General features: G+C 38.1%; 10 protein-coding genes. 7 read left to right on the top strand and 3 right to left on the bottom strand.

The window, feature by feature from the left end:
• The first annotated feature begins 5 nt into the window (after positions 1 to 5).
• The gene (locus LV92_RS14765) at positions 6 to 1,319 is read left to right on the top strand and encodes a gluconate:H+ symporter (RefSeq protein WP_111624396.1); all 1,314 of its coding nucleotides are present in this window, start codon (positions 6 to 8) and stop codon (positions 1,317 to 1,319) included.
• Positions 1,320 to 2,029: 710 nt separating this feature from the next.
• Here the strand turns inward: LV92_RS14765 and LV92_RS14760 are convergent.
• Together LV92_RS14760 and LV92_RS14755 are read right to left on the bottom strand one after the other, a co-directional pair.
• Positions 2,030 to 3,682: a sulfatase family protein gene (locus LV92_RS14760; protein ID WP_111624395.1), complete on the bottom strand. Its 1,653-nt coding sequence runs from the start codon at positions 3,680 to 3,682 to the stop codon at positions 2,030 to 2,032.
• Positions 3,683 to 3,723: 41 nt separating this feature from the next.
• Entirely contained in the window at positions 3,724 to 7,002 is a 3,279-nt protein-coding gene (locus LV92_RS14755; RefSeq protein ID WP_170126335.1) for a DUF6797 domain-containing protein, read from the bottom strand.
• Positions 7,003 to 8,547: 1,545 nt separating this feature from the next.
• On the opposite strand from LV92_RS14755, the gene LV92_RS14750 reads away from it, so the two are divergent.
• The 6 genes from LV92_RS14750 (at position 8,548) to LV92_RS14725 (ending at position 18,426) form a co-directional block, all read left to right on the top strand.
• The gene (locus tag LV92_RS14750; RefSeq protein ID WP_111624393.1) at positions 8,548 to 8,802 is read left to right on the top strand and encodes a hypothetical protein; all 255 of its coding nucleotides are present in this window, start codon (positions 8,548 to 8,550) and stop codon (positions 8,800 to 8,802) included.
• Positions 8,803 to 8,969: 167 nt separating this feature from the next.
• On the top strand, positions 8,970 to 12,182 hold the full coding sequence (locus tag LV92_RS14745; protein WP_111624392.1) for a SusC/RagA family TonB-linked outer membrane protein: 3,213 nt from the start codon (positions 8,970 to 8,972) through the stop codon (positions 12,180 to 12,182).
• A gap of 7 nt (positions 12,183 to 12,189) precedes the next feature.
• Entirely contained in the window at positions 12,190 to 13,743 is a 1,554-nt protein-coding gene (locus LV92_RS14740) for a SusD/RagB family nutrient-binding outer membrane lipoprotein (RefSeq protein ID WP_211322992.1), read from the top strand.
• 90 nt (positions 13,744 to 13,833) lie between these two features.
• Positions 13,834 to 15,327: a sulfatase-like hydrolase/transferase gene (locus LV92_RS14735; RefSeq protein ID WP_111624390.1), complete on the top strand. Its 1,494-nt coding sequence runs from the start codon at positions 13,834 to 13,836 to the stop codon at positions 15,325 to 15,327.
• A gap of 70 nt (positions 15,328 to 15,397) precedes the next feature.
• On the top strand, positions 15,398 to 16,927 hold the full coding sequence (locus tag LV92_RS14730) for a sulfatase family protein (protein WP_111624389.1): 1,530 nt from the start codon (positions 15,398 to 15,400) through the stop codon (positions 16,925 to 16,927).
• 68 nt (positions 16,928 to 16,995) lie between these two features.
• Complete coding sequence (locus LV92_RS14725; RefSeq protein ID WP_111624388.1) at positions 16,996 to 18,426, top strand: sulfatase-like hydrolase/transferase; 1,431 nt, start codon at positions 16,996 to 16,998, stop codon at positions 18,424 to 18,426.
• Between the two features lie 130 nt (positions 18,427 to 18,556).
• On the opposite strand, the gene LV92_RS14720 is transcribed toward LV92_RS14725, so the two are convergent.
• Positions 18,557 to 19,198 (bottom strand): RNA polymerase sigma factor, encoded by a 642-nt coding sequence (locus tag LV92_RS14720; RefSeq protein ID WP_111624387.1) that lies wholly within the window; start codon positions 19,196 to 19,198, stop codon positions 18,557 to 18,559.
• Between the last annotated feature and the right edge of the window lie 798 nt (positions 19,199 to 19,996).

Genomic DNA, 19,996 nt, shown 5'->3' with positions numbered 1-19,996 from the left:
AAACCATGACTATACTAACAGTAGTTTTCTGTGTAATTGTTCTTATTCTAATAATTACTTGGGGTAAAATAAATCCATTTTTAGCCTTTCTTATTGTGTCCATTATGGCAGGGGTCTTATTGGGTATTCCACTAGGAGATATTTCTAAATCCCTAAAAGTAGGTATTGGCGATATGTTAGGCTCCTTGGCTATAATAATCTGTTTGGGTGCCATGTTTGGTAAAATTATTGCGGATAGTGGTGCGGCCAAAAAAATCACAGAAGTTTTGATGAAGGGTTTTGGTGAAAAATATATTCAATGGGCCTTAATGATTACAGGCTTCATAGTCGGTATTCCTCTTTTTTACAATGTAGGTTTTGTGCTTTTGGTGCCCTTGATTTTTTCGGTTGTCTATCAGTATAAATTACCGGCCTTATACATAGGCATCCCCATGTTAGCTGCCTTATCCGTAACTCATGGTTTTTTACCACCACACCCATCACCTACCGCATTGGCTGATCTTTTTGAGGCCAACTTGAGTACAACCTTAATTTATGGGTTTATAGTTGCGGTACCAAGTATGATTATCGCTGGACCTATTTTTGCAATAACATTAAAAAATGTGCAATCAAAACCTTTGGATTTATTTATACCCAAAGAGACTTCAGATCGAGAATTACCTAGCGGAATTAATTGCTTTATAACGGCTTTGTTACCTGTATTTTTATTGGCAGGGTCTGCGGTGTTGCCTTATCTTTCTTCAGGTAATAAAACACTTGAGGATATTTTTTCATTTTTAGCGGACCCTATTACTGTTATGCTAATTTCCTTAATTATTGCAACATATACACTTGGGATTAAACAAAATTTGAAGATGAAAAACATTATGGATGGTTATGCTGATTCTGTAAAAGATATAGCCATGATTCTTTTAATTGTTGCAGGTGCAGGTGCACTTAAACAAATATTTATAGATAGTGGAGTAAGTACTGACATTGCCAATTTACTTGGAGGATGGGACGTTAATCCTCTTATTTTAGGATTCTTAATGGCTACTATAATTAGAATCTGTTTAGGTTCTGCTACAGTTGCAGGTTTAACTACGGCAGGTATTATAGCACCGTTAATAGCCGTGACAGGTGTTAATCCAAACCTAATGGTACTTGCCATTGGTGCAGGAAGTTTAATGTTTTCTCATGTTAATGATTCGGGTTTTTGGATGTATAAGGAATATTTTAATCTAAGCCTTAAAGACACTTTTAAATCATGGACAGTTATGGAAACCATTGTTGGCGTGGTTGGTATTCTAATGGTTTTATTGTTAGACTTAATAGTTTAAACGAATTGATATCATTATAAATCTTAATTAATATCACTAACCTTAGATATTATAGACTAAACAGTCACATAGTTTAATAAAAATTAAGTTATTTGATTAAACCGGGCAATTGCTATTAATTTATTATTTTGTCAACAGCTACAATCTTGACAATGAAAGATAGTTAAAAGAGAATTTTAAGAGGATCGGGGTAGGGCCTAGGCTTTATTAAAAGATATCCTAGTATAACAAGATATAAAAGTTTATAAGGGTAATTTTGTAGAGATAATGAAAATTAAAGGATAAATATTTTCAAGGGACACATGAACCAATCTAATAAATATTTTTCTAGATTGAATTGAACTGTAGAGCACTAACTACTTATAAATGAAGTTTTTAATATTGAGCATAGTTTATGCATTCCAGCTAATAGGTTTTAATATAATCTCTAAGCACGCAAACCATCAGACATATAAATTCGGTTACACATTTCTTCAAACCTTATTTAAAAATAAAGTTTGTTATTGATTCAACCTTTAGAAAAAGTGAGCCTTCTTTTTATCAAACTTATATTGCAGGTTTACATCATATATTATGTAAGATTGGATAAGATACACGAAAATCTGTGACAAGTGCAGTTACCAGGACTCTATCCTGCAATAATAAAATTAATACATCGTAATACACGAATTATACGTCTGCTCTATTCCACTATTTTATGCTACCCACTTTTATTCCAAGTTGGTGAGAATGGTCTCAGGACCACTCCAACTAACTGATCCCGGCAGAGAATTACCTATAAAAATACTGTGAACACCTTTTTTTAACCCTATTACCCCGTATCTTTTCGAAGTTTTAGTGGCTCGAGTATTAAAAGGAACTACCTCTTGATTATCTACCTCGAGTTTACCTTCCCCGCTAATGTAAAAAGTATAATATCCATCTACGGGAACTTCAATATGCCTGGCAGACTTAATGATTTTAGGTTCATGCAAAGACGTATCTATTGCCACCGGAAATCCCGATTTTACTGCCGGCATATGTTCAATAGCCAATAATTCTGTTATAATTCCTTCATCCCCCACTTGTGACATCCATTTCTGTAATTGTCCTTTTAGTTCTTTCTTGATCTTTTTATAAATGGGGTCGCTAGCAAGATTGTGTTGATTGTATGGATCTTTGTCATCATCATATAATTCCTCCGCTGGCCTAAATCTATATTTTTGTACCAGTTTTTTTGTTTGTGGGTTGGACTTAGCATCTTCCTCCCATTCGGTAAAAAAAGGTTGGGAAAACACCCAGTTTTTAAAAGGAACCTCTGATGCGAGGTTAGAAATATATCTATATCTACCATTACTAATAGAACGGATAGGATAATAATCGGAGCCATTAATAATGCCCCTCGTAGTCATTTGACCGTAAGTATATTTATTATGCTTCTTTTTTTCTTGTGTCAAAACTGGTACTATGCTCTTCCCATCCAATTCACTTATAGGTTTCCCTCCAGCAAGATCTATCATGGTTGGGACAATATCGCTATAGTCTACCAAGGCATCAGATACAGAACCAGGTTTTACCATTCCAGGCCATTTTACTATTAATGCCGATTTTAAACCCGCATTATAACATGTCCATTTAGCAAACGGCAGGGCATTTCCCTGTTCGCTGGCAAAAATAAAAATAGTATTGTTCTCGAGTTTGTGTTTTTCCAGCAGATTTAAAGCTGTTTGTACTTGTCCGTCCAGATAATTAATTTCAGCCAAATAATCCCTGTATGCACTTCTTGTTTTCGGTAAGTCAGGATAAAAAGGAGGTAATTTTAATTTTGTTTTATCGAACAAGGTAGTATCCCCCTTGTTCCATGGAGTGTGCGGTTGATTTGAACTGATAAATAAACAGAAGGGCTGTTCCTGCGAGCTTGTTTCACCTAAAAAGGAATCGATGTTATAAAAATTCGGATCAGAATCTTTGCCTTCAGCCTTCCCAAGATATTCCAATGGAAAGTTTTCGGCAGGACCGTAGTGTTTTTTTCCGCTCAAAGCCACTTTGTAACCTAAGGTTTTTAGATAATGTTCAATACTTTTTACATTTTCTTTTACACTAGTATGATTAGGATATGCACCAGATCTGACCGGATACAAACCAGTTAAAATATTCTGCCTAGTTGGTGAACACATCGGTGCAGATTGATAACACTTGGTAAACATCATACCCTCTGCCGCCAATCGGTCTATTGTTGGCGTTTTTGAATCTTTATTTCCATAAACACCTATATCCCAAGAAGTGCAGTCGTCAGCCAGCATGAATACTATATTGGGCTTCTGTTGGGCGTAGGAACAAAATGCCAACAACATTGAGGACAATAAATTGAAGATAAATTTCATATTAGCAAATGTTGTTAAGTTGATAAAATTAAATTTCATTCTTAACGTACAAACTTTTTCCGATAGATTAACCAACCAATTACAGTTATAATTCCCGCTAAAATGATTTTTAAAAATAGCACGTAGTTAAATCCACTGTAGATATTATCGTCATCTGGTACTTTATGAATCGTATTATAAATAGAATCTTGATACCGCTGCCCTTTCTTCGAATTCAAAGAAAATATAATGCGCATTTGATCAACTGGTTTGAGGTCCTCACTTGATAATTTTAAAAGCACTTTTTTTCCATCTTTGGAAATTTCAATTCCTTGTACTGCAATGGTATCTCGTCCAAGATTTTCAGGGTTTTTTACCGACCAATCCTCTGATCCATAATTATCGGTCCAACGATAGTTCCATTGTGCTATCTTGTAATTATCCAATTGCTTTGCACTATCGGGATCTAATTCTTGGTTAAATGTGAGCTCAATCCCGTTTGATCTAACATTAACAGCATCTATAAAAAAACCTTCACCCCCAGTATACCTTATGCGATCTAGACTTCCATACTTTGTGGCAAAAGAATCGTCCCAGCCAGTGATACCTGCCACATAGAGCTGTCCATCGACCGGGTTGATACGTGCCCTTTGTGTGCCTGCCGAAAATTGAAAGGGTAGGGCGGATACCGTCGCTTGGGTTGTTCCATCTATCTCCTGCGTCATCACTTGGTATACCCAACCTTTTCCAAAACTGGTATGTAAAAGCCGGTTGCCTAATGGTCCCCAATTTTTGGGCGTCCAGGCACCATTTCCTGGGGAGTTGTCAAATTCCTGAGGCAACCAAATAATAGGTTTGTCAAAGGTTTCTGGTAATATATCCTCCGGGTAGTTTGCAGAAGCTAATGGAGCTCTCAAGCTGTATTCACTTCTCCCTGGACTGGTATTTCCTCTTTTTACAGAGGGGATGTAACCATAAAACCCACCTTTCCTAATAAGATTAATTTTGTTAGCAGGCATCCATCTACCTTGATTATCACTAACGTAAATATCATCCTTAGGGCCGAGGGTAACGCCATTGGGTGTACGAAACCCAATGGCTAAGGATATTTGTTTCTTACCGTCTGGGGAAACTTGGATTATGTGACCAGGCTCATCATCATGTGTAAATTCACCTCCTTTGGAATAAATAAAGTTACCTTTACTATCTGTTTGTAAACTGTAATTAAAAGCTTGGACCGGAACGTTTGAAACATCGCTATCGGCAAAAAAGCTATGGTAAAAATCTGTCTCCCCATCCCCATTAATATCTTTGAGCAGTACTATTCGGTCACGACAAGTAACATAGACCTCTCCTTTAACCACCTTTACTCCAAAGGGGTCGTAAAGCCCGGTCGCAATGCGTTGCCATTTTACATCGCTCAGTGTATCGTCGATTCCATTGGCAATCCAAATATCTCCCATATAAGTACTCATTACTAGGCGCCCATCCGGAAAGAAATCAAATCCTGAGGGCCGGATCCAACTATTCCATGGATTGTTAAAAGGCAAAGGGATTCTATCAACAACATATGGGTAATTTTCAGGAATTTCCACCAAGTTTTCATTTGATGTTTTATTTTCCTTTTCATAATTTTGTGGGTCATAGCGTGGAACACCTACGTCCAGTGTTCCTTTGATTGTAATGTTTTTTTTCCATAACGGATCACCTCCTTTGGTGTAATCGGTAAGGTCGGGAATTGACTTTTTTTGTTCTTTTAAAAGATATTCGGCAAAATCTTCGAGCTCACTAACATTATCACCTATAAAACGATGCAGCCTTATCACGCGTTTCTCTTTAGTTGGAGGAATATAAAGTGCCATATTTTGGTCATGGTCTAAAACCCATTTCATGCCATCCGTGTCCCCTTGAACCCCAGTGGCAAAAAATGTTTGGGAGCCGTTGTCTTTGAATGCCGAAACTATTATGCTGTTTTGGGGTTGTGTCCATTTATCTTCAGGAAGACTTTTTGTTGCTCCTACATTATTTAAGTCAAATACTCCATTCTTAATTGTTTGTATCTTATCGTATTCAGTATAATCCAGGACCAACTTTCGCCAAGAATCTCCAGAAGCAATAGTATAGGTATTTTGAATTATAGATTTATCCTTATAATCTATTGCCGAAGGCATTTCAAGAATCTCCCTACCTACAATGGAGTAAGAAAGGATGGTTTTATCACCATACTGGTAGTGACCATTATAATTCATCCATTTGGGCGGGTAGGGGGTGCGATCGGAAACCAAGTTTTCCAATTGATAGTACCGATCTTTAAAACTCCATCTCAGTCCGCTAAACCCCTTAAGAACCTCACCGTTTAGTACAGGCGCCCCATCCCCGCGATAAAGTTTGTATTTGGTTTTACTTAAATCCAAGGCGCTTTTCCATGTTACTGAATTTGACATTCGTTGCACATTGTAACTTGTGTAAATGTCATTGTCCAAATTAATAACAAGCGAACTACCTGGATAATCTTTGATCTGGGTGTAAAGTGCTGGTCCATAATCACCTAAATGGTCTTCAAAATACAATTGCCCATACACTTGGGAACCAGAAAGGGCCTCTTCCTTTATAGTATTTTGTAGCTGCTCAGGAGAAAACGTAGGCTTGGGCAGTCCTGCCAAGTATTCATTAGTTATCTTAAAATAGGATTGAGGATTCTTATCTTTTATAAGATTTTCACGAATATATTGAATTACCGAATATGTGTCCCCGGATGATAACCAACGCTGCGCCCCCATTTGCCCAGCACCATTAGTGATGGTTTTCCACATGCTATAAGGGTCGGAACCAAATTTGAACTCATCCGAACTAAAAGAGCGTGCTGCTGCAAGTGGTGAATTTCCATCTGTGCCATGACAAGCTGCACAAACCTGATTGTAATACTCTTTTCCTATTTCTAAGGTCTTGTCAGTGAGATTTTTTATAGCCGAAGCATGGTCGATTATCGTCCCAGAAGTTTGAGGGACAACCATCATTTTCCCTAAACCTAATTTGTTCTTTTTACCTGGAATCTGTGAAGTTACCTTACCCTCCCATCTATCTTCCAAAAAATTTAAATCAGCAGTCATTGGTGCTAATGGTCCCTTGTTCAAATAAATATGCAGGTTATGATTATTGGACTCAACCTTATCCAATTTATATGTTAGGGTTGTATTTCTAACATTCTTAAAGGTTATAATCCCGATGAAATCTCCGTCCTCTTTAGTTATGACCAATACACCCTTATATTCTATATCAAATTCTTGAACCTTATAGGTGAAATCCCAACTGCCCACTGTTTGAGGCACGGGTTGTGCCATAATAGGTTTGGTACAGATAAAAAAAATGAATAAGAAAATCAATTTGAGTTGAAAGAATACGGCTGTAAAATTCATATTAATATCATAATCTATTTGTTAATTCCGAGTTTATCACAGGTGATTTACACTTATATGACCAAAATCTAAGTCTCACGTACTTCAAAAATTTTATTTCCTTTTTGTTATATAAGGTTCTGATTCCCATTTTTTAATTTTTAAATCGATAGTTATATTGCCCCATTATTATCCTTTATGTTCAGTAATTACTATCATTATTTATAAAGCCAAAAGGATCAATTCCTTAAATACTGGTTAAAGATTTCTTTACAAGCGAGATGTGATCATTACACTCCTTTAAAAATGTTTTTATTTTCCTGAAATACAATGCTATGGACATTCTAGTAATGGTATAGGGGCGTATGATTATTAAATGAGGTGATATGATTTTCATGAAAAAACTCACGATATTGAACGAAAGTTTTCAGAATACTTCAATTGCTAGTTTGGAATAAATTATGCTTAACATCTGATGAAGTGAATCAAAGGATTATTTATAGATTAAGCATGGCACCAATAATTTTAATGAAATGGGTTAATCTAGTTTGCAAAAAGGAGTAATGGATTATTGCCGCAAGTTTAATAATTCAATGCGATATTGTATTCTATGTAATGGTTGCTCATGTAGTTCGTAGACTAGTCCCACTTTATAATTAACCAAATTGATAATCACGGTAAATGTGATATTCTTAAGTAAATCCAGTATTCTTATTGACACTCCTGTAATACATTAAGTGTAATTGTATTTAATACGATCTATTGAAGGTTTTTATGTGACAAACCATAAAATGAAAATTAGCTATTAGTCAATAGAAGCTATAAAAAGGTGAAGACAAGTCCGGCTACTACACAATTGAATTCTTAAATCGCATATCTGAACCTAAACTGTTTTGATATAATTAGAAAAATGGAGTAAGCCATTAAGCATTGGACACAAAATTGGTTTGACTCGGGTTTTCTATTGCACTGATAGTATAACCTTTAGAGAGAACATCCTTATGTCTCCAAACTTAACAGTCTAACCTTAAGTTGACTACGGGATAGAGACAGATTCAAAATCGAAGGAGCGCCGACCGGTGCCCAATTCCATTCAAAGTAGCACAATAAGTAAAATCAAAGTTTTTGTTAATTATCAATTGCAAACAGTATTGAATAATGTCGAAGCTATAGGTGCATCTAATAAATAATGTTACCACAATATCATACTGTTGATAGTTTTTTTTAGAAAAATCACTTTTTCATGGGGAAAAATAAAAATTCGGCCTCTTTATAGATAGTACAAATCTTTATCATCCATTTAAGATGATAATAAAAATTGAATGGATTTAGTTGAAATCAATTCCAAGGAACGTGTTCTTTTTTTTCTGAACAACGTTAATTACAATTTTTTTTTGGGGTTTTGCTAAAAAGTTTCCTTTTCAATGGGGAAAAAATAAAATTCTCTCTCTATTAGTAAGTAAGAGTTTTTTTAACTGAATAACTCAAATTATGGAGTACATCGCATATTCGGTCGAAGATTTTATAAGCAATGAATATTTTGGAAAATGGGTTGTCCAGCAAGATGAAGATGCTGTTGATTTTTGGCAAAAATGGATAAAGGATCACCCTGAGAAAGATGATGAGGTACAATGTGCCGCCAATCTGATCCGACTTAGCCTTAATGAAAATACTTATCATGCCCAACAGTTTGATGTTGATACCCAGTGGAGGAGGATTTTACAAGAAATAACAAACTCGAAATAGATGTTTTAAACCAAAAGTTAAATTAAATAAAGTATAACTCATGAAATAAATAACAAGTATTCAAAGAACAGCTGAATTAGTCCAGTTTGGATATTAATAGTTTATGTCTTACAACGGACCTGTAGTAAAAAATGAAAAATTAATAGTTAACCAATTAAACCAAAATTATGAAACAAGTAACAACAAAATTACCGCGGACAATCGCGTCTCCACCTGAAATTGGCTTAAAACAGCTTTTTTCATGCCTATTTTTATTGATGGCATTCTTCCACATGCAGGCTATCTCGGGGAGTGGGGAAATAAATGTAAACAGCACAGAGGTCCTTGCCCCTCAGGATCTTGAAATTACTGGAACGGTGTCCGATGCCAATGGGGCACCTTTGCCAGGAGCAAGTATTTTAGTAAAAGGAACCAATAACGGCACCACTTCAGATTTTGATGGCAATTATTCCATTACTGTTTCAGGGAATGCTTCAGTTCTGGTTTTTAGTTACATTGGTTTTACCTCTAAAGAGGTTACCGTAAAAGGGCAGTCTTCAATAAATGTATCTTTAGAGGAAAGTAACCAAGCCTTGGACGAAGTAGTGGTAACGGCCCTTGGCATCGAAAGGGATAGAAAAACTTTAGGGTATGCTACCTCAAAGGTAGATTCAGAAGAATTTAGTGTAAACAGAACACCGAACTTTATGGACGCCTTGCAAGGAAAAGTTGCCGGAGTTAATATTTCAGCTCTTGGTTCGGGTCCACAGGGAAGTAGTAAGATTCGTATAAGGGGTATATCTTCCTTCGGTAATAATAACTCTCCTTTGATTGTGGTAAATGGTGTTCCCATTAACAATACTTCGTTTGGAGTAGAAAGTGGAGCTGGGGAAGTTGGTAGTAACCGAAATTCCGATAGTGGTGATGGTCTGAGCAGTATAAATCCTGACGATGTGGAGTCTATGACCATCCTCAAAGGTGCGGCGGCCTCAGCATTGTACGGATCTAGGGCAAAGGATGGTGTGATTATGATCACGACCAAAAATAGGTCGGAAGAAGGAGGGGTAGAGGTCACCTTTAACACGAATTATACCAATGGTACCCCTCTTGATTTTACGGACTATCAATACGAATACGGTCAAGGAGAAGGGGGTGTACGACCTAATGCGCCTTTTCCTAACTCGGGTGTCTGGAGTTTTGGCGAGCCGGTAGGAGGTACCCAAATACTCTTTGATGGTCTGGTAGTGCCTTATGAGCCCCAACGTAACAAGATAAGAGAATATTACAGGAATAGTTCTACCCTTATGAATACTATTTCCGTTGCCTCGGGTGGGGAAAATGGGGGAATAAACTTTTCTGCGGCGAATATGGATGCTACCTCTATTCTACCTGGATCTAAGTATTCAAGAAGGACCATTAATCTGGGATTTACCCAGAAACTCAAAAAATTTACAATCTCTGGAAATATCAATTACTCTAATGAGGAACGTATTAACCCACCGAATATCGCTGAACAGGATTTTAGTCCAGTGGTTATCTACACCCTGGCCTCGACCATGCCTATGGATTTGCTAAAAGAGAACTGCTGTGATAATAATGGCGATGAGATTTCTTATTCTAGATTCACCAATAGAACAAATCCGTATTTTGCTTTAAAACGCTTTGAAAATAACCGTCGTGACAGAGTTTTTGGAAATATTACCACAACATATAATTTTACGGACTGGTTGTCCGCCCAAGCAAGGATAGGACAGGATTATTATATGCGAGATGTCGATTATAATCTACCCACAGGTTCTCAAAGACAGGCGGCTGCACCTCCTGGTTTCGTAAACGGGGAGTATATTCAGGACCAACGGAGGTTCCGGGAAGTCAATGCCGATTTCTTGATTTCGGCGAACAAGAATTTTGGAGAGTTTGGAACAATGCTAAATTTTGGAGGTAATCAAATGTACCAGCGATCTGATATTAACACCATTTTGGGACGAAACTTTTATACTCGAGATTTGTATACCATCGGTAATGCCAGTACAGTATCACCAAATTACAGTCGTTCAGAAAGACAGGTCAATTCGCTTTATGCCGCCGCTGAACTTTCCTACGGTGGTTATCTTTATTTGAATGGTACCATGAGAAATGATTGGTTCTCAACCTTATCGCCTGCAAATAGAAGCATCCTATATCCTTCTGTTACTGGAAGTTTCGTTTTTAGCCAGGCCATGAAGAATAGGCCACAATGGCTTTCGTTTGGTAAAATAAGAGTTGCATATGCACAAGTCGGAAGTGATACAGATGTGGCTCCCTATTCGGACAATTTATTTTATACGGTCAATCCATTACAACTTTTAAATCAACCTGTTGGTGGTATTAACACGAGTACGATTCCTAATCCCAACCTAAAACCAATGCAGGTGACGGAAAGGGAAGTAGGTCTTGAACTGACCTTGTTTAATAATCTGCGTTTTGAGGCTTCTTATTATAACAAACTTTCGTCAGATCAAATTCTTCAGGCACAAACTTCGGATGCTTCGGGGTACTCCACCCGCTTAATAAATGTTGGCAAGAGTAGAAATGAAGGTGTTGAAGTGTTTATTTCCGCTACTCCCATACAGACCGATAATTTTTCATGGAATACATCTTCCAACTTATCTTATAATACTTCTGAGGTGTTGAGCCTTGGTGAAAATGTCGATGATAGCTTTATTACTGTTGGAAATTCCCAGTTTCACGGGGAACTCCGTCAAGTGGTAGGTAAGCCCATGGCACAACTCTATGGATGGGGATATCTAAGAGATGATCAAGGTAACCAGATTTTCGATGCAAATAACGGACTTCCTTTGAGGTCCAAAGAGCAAATCGAGTTTGGAACCGCATTACCTGTCTGGGTTGGGGGGTTTACTAATAGTTTTAAATACAAAAATTTGACACTCTCCTTCTTGGTTGATTACAAATTAGGTCATAAAATGATTTCAGGTACACATGTCAATGCATACAGGCACGGGCTTGATAAGGCGACCCTTGTAGGTAGGGATGTCGGCTACGTTATAGGTGAAGGTGTAAACCTCGACGGCAGTGTGAATACAACTCGTGCAGCAATTCAGCCTTATTATGAGACTATACGTTCTCATAGAGGTTCGGAGGAATCTTTGTTCAATGCGGGGTCTTGGCAGCTTAGGCAGGTATCCTTAGGATATGATTTTACCAAACATTTGAAAAAGATAAACTTTGTCAAGGGGCTAAAATTCGATATCGTGGCGAACAATGTGGCCGTACTCAAAAAATGGGTTCCCCATATCCATCCTGATCAAAACGGAATCATAGGTGATCAATTTGTAGGCCTAGAAGCCACAGGTCTGCCGATTACCAGAGATATCGGGTTTAATATGAATATTAAATTTTAATACTAAGATGATGAAAAATATAACAAAATATATATTTAGTGCGTTTTTGGTTTTGACATTACTTGTCTCTTGTGATGACGGTTTTGATGACCTGAACACCGACAAAGTGCGTTTGGTCTCCATAGACCCAACCTATCAGTTGAACACAGCAATTATACAAGGTGCTCCAGATTTCAATAACAACCTGCCTTATCAAGTTTCCATTGTAAGGCAAATGGCCTCCCCCTTCACTGGTTTTAGTACAGGAGCCAATCTGAATCAGGATAACCGTGCACAGACCAGGTTCTTATGGGCACAAGGCTATCTTACGACCATCAAAAATTTGGTAGATGGTATTGCAGCTATTGAGGATGATCCCGAGAAAACTAATTTATTGTCCATGCTCCGTATTTGGCGCGCACATGAATTTATGATTTTGACCGACACCTATGGCGACATTCCTTACTTAGAAGGGGGGAAAGGGTTCTTGGAACAGATTTCACTGCCAGTGTATACTCCTCAAGAACAAATTTACGATGATTTGCTTAGCGAACTTGAATCAGCCTCGGCCGCCCTTGACCCGTCAAAAGATGCAGTTGAACAAGAGTTGATGTACGCAGGTGCCGGTATTGATGATAATATACAGGCTTGGAAAAGAATGGGGTATTCATTATTATTAAGGGCCGCAATGCGATTGGTCAAAGTTGACGCGGCAAAAGCCCAAGAATTTGCGGCCAAAGCGATCGCAGGCGGTATTATGACCTCCAATGCGGATAATGCAATGGTTCGGCACGATGCAAGTTTTCGAAATGGACTGGGTGAGAGTTTGAACGGTGGGGTTTCTGGAGTATTCTATCTAGACAAGGAATTTGTTGATTTTTTACGGGACAATGACGACCCAAGACTGTCGACCATTGCAGTTCGGTATGTAGGTTCTGATTCGCAAGGAGGGCAAAAACCAGAAAACGCCGATCGTGACCCCAGTGTACAGATTGGAATGCCACAAGGATTTGATAATACTACGATAGCTCCACAAGTTGCGGAAGATGGTTTGGCAAGTTTATACGATTACAGCCAATTGGATAGAACCAGGCTAGGATCGCCAGAAGCCCCCACTTTTTATGTTACATATTCTGAAACGCTATTATTGTATGCCGAGGCCATCGTTAAAGGTTGGGCTACAGGTGATGCCAACGCAGTATATCAGAATGCAATCCGCGCTAATATGGAGCAATTTTCGGCTTGGCCAGGTAATACTACCATACCTGAATCTGATATCAATACATATCTATCGACACATTCCTTGACGCCTGGCATGGAATTGGAACAGATTAATAACCAATATTGGGTGTCTTCTTTCTTAAATGGTTCGGAAAGTTGGGCTAATTTTAGAAGAAGTGGTTTTCCCAATGTAGCACCAAACCCGTATCCCGGTAGTGAACTTAAGACCGAACCGTTTATTCGAAGGTTGACCTACCCTGATAGTGAAAGAACTGTAAATGCAGCCAATTTAGATCAGGCCATAAGCCGACAGGGACCGGATAACCTTGAAACGAGAGTTTGGTGGGATAAAAAACCGTAGAGAAACAAAAATCTGTGGGGTGAAAGCCCCACAGATTTGATTTAAAACAATGATTAAAACCTATTCAAATTATAATAACAAGATAAACTTATGAAAATCAAACACCTCCGATTAATCGTGTTGATTATTCTTGGTTCAAATCTATACGCTCAGGAATCCAAACCCAATATATTAATTATTTCGGCAGACGAGATGGTTCCTATGCTTTTAGGTGCTTACGGTCATCCCGTAGTAAAAACGCCCCATCTGGATCAGTTGGCAAAACAAGGTGTGCGATTTGATGCCGCCTATGCCAATAATCCACTTTGCGCACCAGCTAGGGCGGTAATGCTTACCGGAATGTATTCCTCAAACATCGGGGTATACGACAACGCTGCGCCGCTTGCCTCGGATATTCCTACCATTAATCACTATCTGGTCAATCATGGATACGAGACCGTATTAAGTGGCAAGGTACATTTTGTAGGACCGGACCAACTACACGGGTTTCAAAAACGACTTATAAAAAGCAACTACCCAGCCGACTATGAATGGGTTAAATCAAGGGAGGAAAAGATTCCTAGAGACCATTACAAAAATTATATCGCCAGTGGAGTGAAAATTGGCAAAAGAAATCATAGTTCAGACTTAGATGAACTAGCACATGGCAAAGCTATCGAGTATCTACGTGAAAAAGATGGAACACAACCATTCTTCCTTTTTGTTTCCTATAATTTTCCGCATGATCCATTCTGGCCTTCACAAAAGCATTGGGACATGTACAAAGATGCCGAAATTCAAATGCCAGAGTTTCCCGAAAATTGGAAAGACAAACTCAGCATAATGGAAAAATGGCTAAGACGTCATTCGGGTACCGATGAGGTCGATGTAACAGTTCCAGAAAGTATTAGGGAAGTGAGACGAGCCTATTACGCACTATACTCGTATATCGATGACAAAGTAGGCGAGTTATTATCTGCCTTGAAAGATAAAGGGCTCGACAAGAACACCATCGTTGTCTTTACCAGCGATCATGGTGACATGATTGGGGAAAAAGGGATGGTGCAAAAGCGCAGTTTCAACGAATGGTCTGCTCGCGTGCCGCTTATTGTGAAGTATCCCGACAAGAGTTTTGCAGGTACACAACAAGCCACTCCCGTGTCGTTGGTAGATATCATGCCCACCATGCTGGATTGGGCAGGCATTCCGAAAGAACACCGACTTGATTATGATGGATCAAGCTTAGTTCCGTTAATGGACGGCAAACTCGATGACAACAGATTCGCCCTAATAGAAAATCATTCAGAAGGGGTTTACACCACCTGTTTCAGTGTTGTAAAAAGCGGGTATAAATACAATTGGTTTAGAGGATATGGGGCACAATTGATAAATTTAAAGGCCGATCCTGGTGAGTGGAACAACTTAAACGGTCAGCGAGAACATGCAGGTTTGGAACATGACTTTAGACAGCTTATTCTAGACCGTTTCGACCCTGTTCAATTGGAAAAAGACGTGCGATTTAGTATCAGTAGTAGAATGATGATTCAATCCGTATTGGAGAAACAAGGCATTGATTGGAGATATAATCCTGATAAAGAAAATTGATTTTATTTGAAAACGATTATAAATCCTAAGAGGTTTTTAGTAATTACTATGCCTTATTAAATTATTGTATATGCGTTATACCATTCCGTTTTTCGGGGTAATTTGTTTTATGTTTTTATCTTGTGCCGAAAAAACAGACAAAGATGAAAGACCGAACATCATATTCGTGCTAGCCGATGACCATCGGTACGATGCCATGGAGTTTATGGGGCATCCATTTTTAAAAACACCTAACATGAATCGTATGGCAGGTCAGGGCCTCGTCTTCAAAAATGCTTATGTCACCACTTCGCTCTGTTCTCCTAGTCGTGCTTCTATACTTTCGGGGCTTTATGCCCACAACCACGGGGTAGTGGATAATTACCATTCAGTTGATGAAAACTTGAAGTTCTTTCCCAGCTATTTAAAAGACAATGGATATGAAACTGCATTTATAGGCAAGTGGCATATGGGGGGCGAGGATGACTCTCCGCGAGAAGGATTTGACTACTGGCTAAGCTTCAAAGGACAAGGCACCTACTGGGCCGATGGACACGGCACAAGTAGAGAAGTGCCACAGAACAACTCGGATGGCTTCAATATAAATGGTAAAAGAGTGCCTCAAAAGGGATATATTACTGATGAGCTCACCGATTACGCTATGAATTGGTTGGAGAAGCGTACTGCTGACAAGCCTTTTATGATGTACTTGTCCCATAAAGCCATACACGCTGATTTTGTTGCCGCGGACAGGCACTTGGGAAGCTATAAGAATATGGTTGTACCTGATTCCACCCAATTTAAAGTAGGTGAAAATACACCGATGTGGGTTATTAACCAACGTAATAGCAGGCACGGCGCTGATTTTGCCTATAACTTGCCTGATTTTGATATCAACGAATACTACCGACGGTATTGTGAAACGATACTTGCAGTAGACGAAAATTTAGGTCGCATTTTGGAATGGGTAGATGATGATGATAAGAAAGAAGCAAGAAAGACTATAGTTGTTTATATGGGTGATAACGGTTTCCATTTCGGTGAGCACGGACTTATCGATAAAAGAACCGCTTATGAAACATCAGTTAGGGTGCCATTGTTAATGTATGATTCTAAAACTTCTAAGGGAAGAGTCATAAACGAGATGGTTGCCAATATCGACATCGCTCCTACTTTTTTGGATATGGCAGGATTACCTGTTCCGGAAAGTATGGATGGTCGTAGTATGAAGCCTTTGATGGAAGATAAGAACATTCCTGATTGGCGCAATGAACTATTGTACGAGTACTATTGGGAACGGAACTACCCGTTTACCCCAACTACAAATGCATTACTAACTGAACGTTACAAGTTTATTCGATATCAAGGGATTTGGGATTTGGATGAATTTTACGATTTGGAATTGGATCCTAAAGAAATGAAGAACCTTATCAATTCAGCAGAACATGAAGATATGATAAAATATTATCGTCAAAGACTTTTTGAATTACTAAAAGAAACAGGAGGAGAGTCCATGCCTTTACTTGAAGATCGTGGCAATTATTATCCGCTTCGACATCCTGAAAAAGCCAAATCGGCCAATTTTCCAGAAAACTATTTTCTAAAACCTAAAAAAGATTAATTATTAATACATCTCTGTGAGGAGGAGAGTTTAATCAAACTTCGAGAAACTTAAATATTAAAAAACCAATGCTCAAAAAACTTATCTTTTTCATGTTTGTTACCGTTATAATGACAAACGTAACAGCACAAAAACCTAACTTTGTCATCACTATTGCAGATGATCATGGAGTTTATCATTCTTCACCCTATGGAGCGACCGAAATAAGGACGCCGAATCTACAAAAACTTGCTGATGAAGGTATTCGATTTGACAACGCCTATGTTGCCTCACCAGCCTGTGCCCCCAGCCGAGCTGCACTTTTCACGGGTATGATGCCTTATAATAATGGAATTGTGGGTAATCATGAAATAGGATTAAAGCCCGGTGTAGTCTCCCTCATTCCTAGCCTTCTTGAACAAGGTTACGAAGTTGTTTTTCACGGTAAAGTGGGCCACAGTGGAAGAAAACATTATGGAGCCTATGTGCCAGACGAGGTTAAAATACTTGGTGGCGGAGGTCTTCAAGAAACGATGACTCTCACCGAAGTTGAAACCTTTTTACGAAATCGCCCTAAAAACGCGCCACCACTTGCTATTTTTATTGGATGGACTGATACTCATACCGCATGGCCAGCTAAAGAGGCCGCTCGGATCTCCCCTGAAGATGTCGTTATTCCCCCACGTATCTTCGATACTCCTGAAGCAAGGGTAGAAATGACGCGTTACATTGAAGGAGCGGAGAACATTGATGTACGTCTTGGCAAGACAATGCAACTTGTAAATCAATATCTTGACCCAGATAATACGTTACTAGCCTACACATCAGATCATGGTATGCCATGGCCTTTTGCCAAATGGTCACTTTACGAAACCGGCATCCGTACGCCATTGATCGTTTCTTGGCCTGGTAAAATAAAACCAAATTCCGTTACCAATGCAATGGTTAGTTGGATAGACTTCATACCAACATTAATAGATCTGGCAGGCGGAAAGTCACCCAGAGGGATTGACGGTAAATCCTTTGGCGATGTCCTTTTTGGAAAAACGAGCAATCACCGAAAAGTTATTTTTGCTACTCATAAAGGCGATAATGATAAGAACGTTTATCCAATTCGTTCCGTGAGGGTTGGTAATTGGAAATACATTCGCAACTTACATCCGGAATTTGCCTACACTACCCATACCGATGTTTGGGCAACAGAAACTCCTAGATTAGAAGAACATTGGAAGCACGCAGGACATCATTGGGATTCTTATATTCAAGCGGCCAAAACTGACCCGGCAGCAGCTGCTTTCTTACGGGATTATCATAGCAATCCTTCTGAAGAACTCTATAACATTGACGAGGATCCCTTCGAGAAAAATAACCTCGCAGATTTGCCGGAATATGCGAAAGAACTGGGCAGATTACGCAAAATGGTATTAAAACGCATGAAGAAAGTCGGAGACGACCAATCACTTAGTGGACCGCCAAGATTACTTAAGAATTTCTCAATATTGGAGTCACGAAATAAATAAGTGAACATAGATAGTGTAATAACTTTCGTTCAATTTTTTAGTTTAAAGCTATTAGACGTAAAAAGTTTGGGTAAGGCATATCCTTTAAAAGCCGTTTTCCTAAAGTAAAGTATTACACTATGTTTGTTATTTAGGCTATTATATGAAAATTCATATTTTTCCTAAGTTGAAACATAGTTCGCTCCATAAGCTTATAAGCTCCTTTCGTACTTAAACCTAAAACTTCAGAAATTTCTTGATAGCTCAATAGCGAGTAGAACTTTAAGTAGACTATTTCTTTCTGGCAATCGGAAAGCTTATTCAAGGCAGTTTTTAGATTTCGTTGCTGTTCCACAATATTTTCGTTCTTAATCCATTTTTCTTCGACGGAAGAAATTTGTAAATGCTTTAGAGTAAATGGAACGGCATTGGTTGTATAATGTTTTCTTTTTTTAACCAATTCGGCAATCAACATTCTTCTAATTGATGTGAAAAGGTATGCCTTTATAGATTTTACTGACCCTAACTTTTGCCTTGACTTCCGTATTCCTATAAAAAGATCGTGTATGCAATCTTTGACTAACTCATGGTCATTTGTTAATTTCAACCCAAAACCATATAATAAAACTGAATAGTTTCTGTAGATGGTTTCATAAGCTAAATCGCAACCGCCTTGAAAATTTTTCCAAAGTTCAAGGTCAGTAGATAGGATGCTTTTGTCAGTTACAATTGCAGTGGGTTTACACATGACCCTCTGAGTTTGGTATTGCTGAGACGTTTGATTTAAATCCATAATGAAGCTGAATTAGTTGTTACTTTATTATCTTCAAGATTTTCCAAGTGATAAACTGATTCTTTTTTGCAAAGTCATTTTTCGAGATAAGCTCACACTATTTCAATGGTGTAATTGTTGTTACTCCCAAATCATAGAAATAAAAAGGAAGACGACTAAATCGATAAATGAGAATTTGTCCATACAGGCTTCTTGCCTTTTAAAAGTTCAATATTTTCTATCTACAATGTTATGAACCTAGGAGCTAAAGCTTAGGGATGAATGGTTCTTAGTTAGGGAGATTTGGATTTAATGTATTATTTGCACTTTGACTACTTTAGGAAGAATTAGGAGGTATATTTAAATTCTTTTGAGCATAAAACAGATATCTCATTGTTGAGTATAAAAAAGGCAGCCTAGAGTTTGGTAACATGGAGGTAGTTAAGGCTTTATTGAGCCACAGGAAAATTTAGTGTTTTTGGTAAGTTTTGAGTCTGTATCCAAGAATAAAGAGGTATAATTCACTTTAAGAAAGTCGTCTTGGGCGTTTCTTGCTTTTTCTGTAGTTTATCCATATCACCTTATCTTACACCCATTTATCCCTGTAAGTAGTGTTGTGATTTATAATTTTACAAAATGACCTGGTATTAATTCCTAACACAATTTTTAATGCTGTAAAAGTTCATTCATTTGAGCTAATAATGGGCGACAATTATTTTTTTGATTCTAGAAAGTAAAAATAAATGTTGTTGCGATAATGTAGAAATAATGAAATTCCAATGAGTGAATTAATAACCTTTAAAATAGGTTAATTTGATT

Source organism: Arenibacter echinorum, from assembly GCF_003259375.1.
GTDB classification, from domain to species: Bacteria; Bacteroidota; Bacteroidia; order Flavobacteriales; family Flavobacteriaceae; genus Arenibacter; species Arenibacter echinorum.
This window is presented reverse-complemented; position numbering and strand designations above follow the sequence as displayed.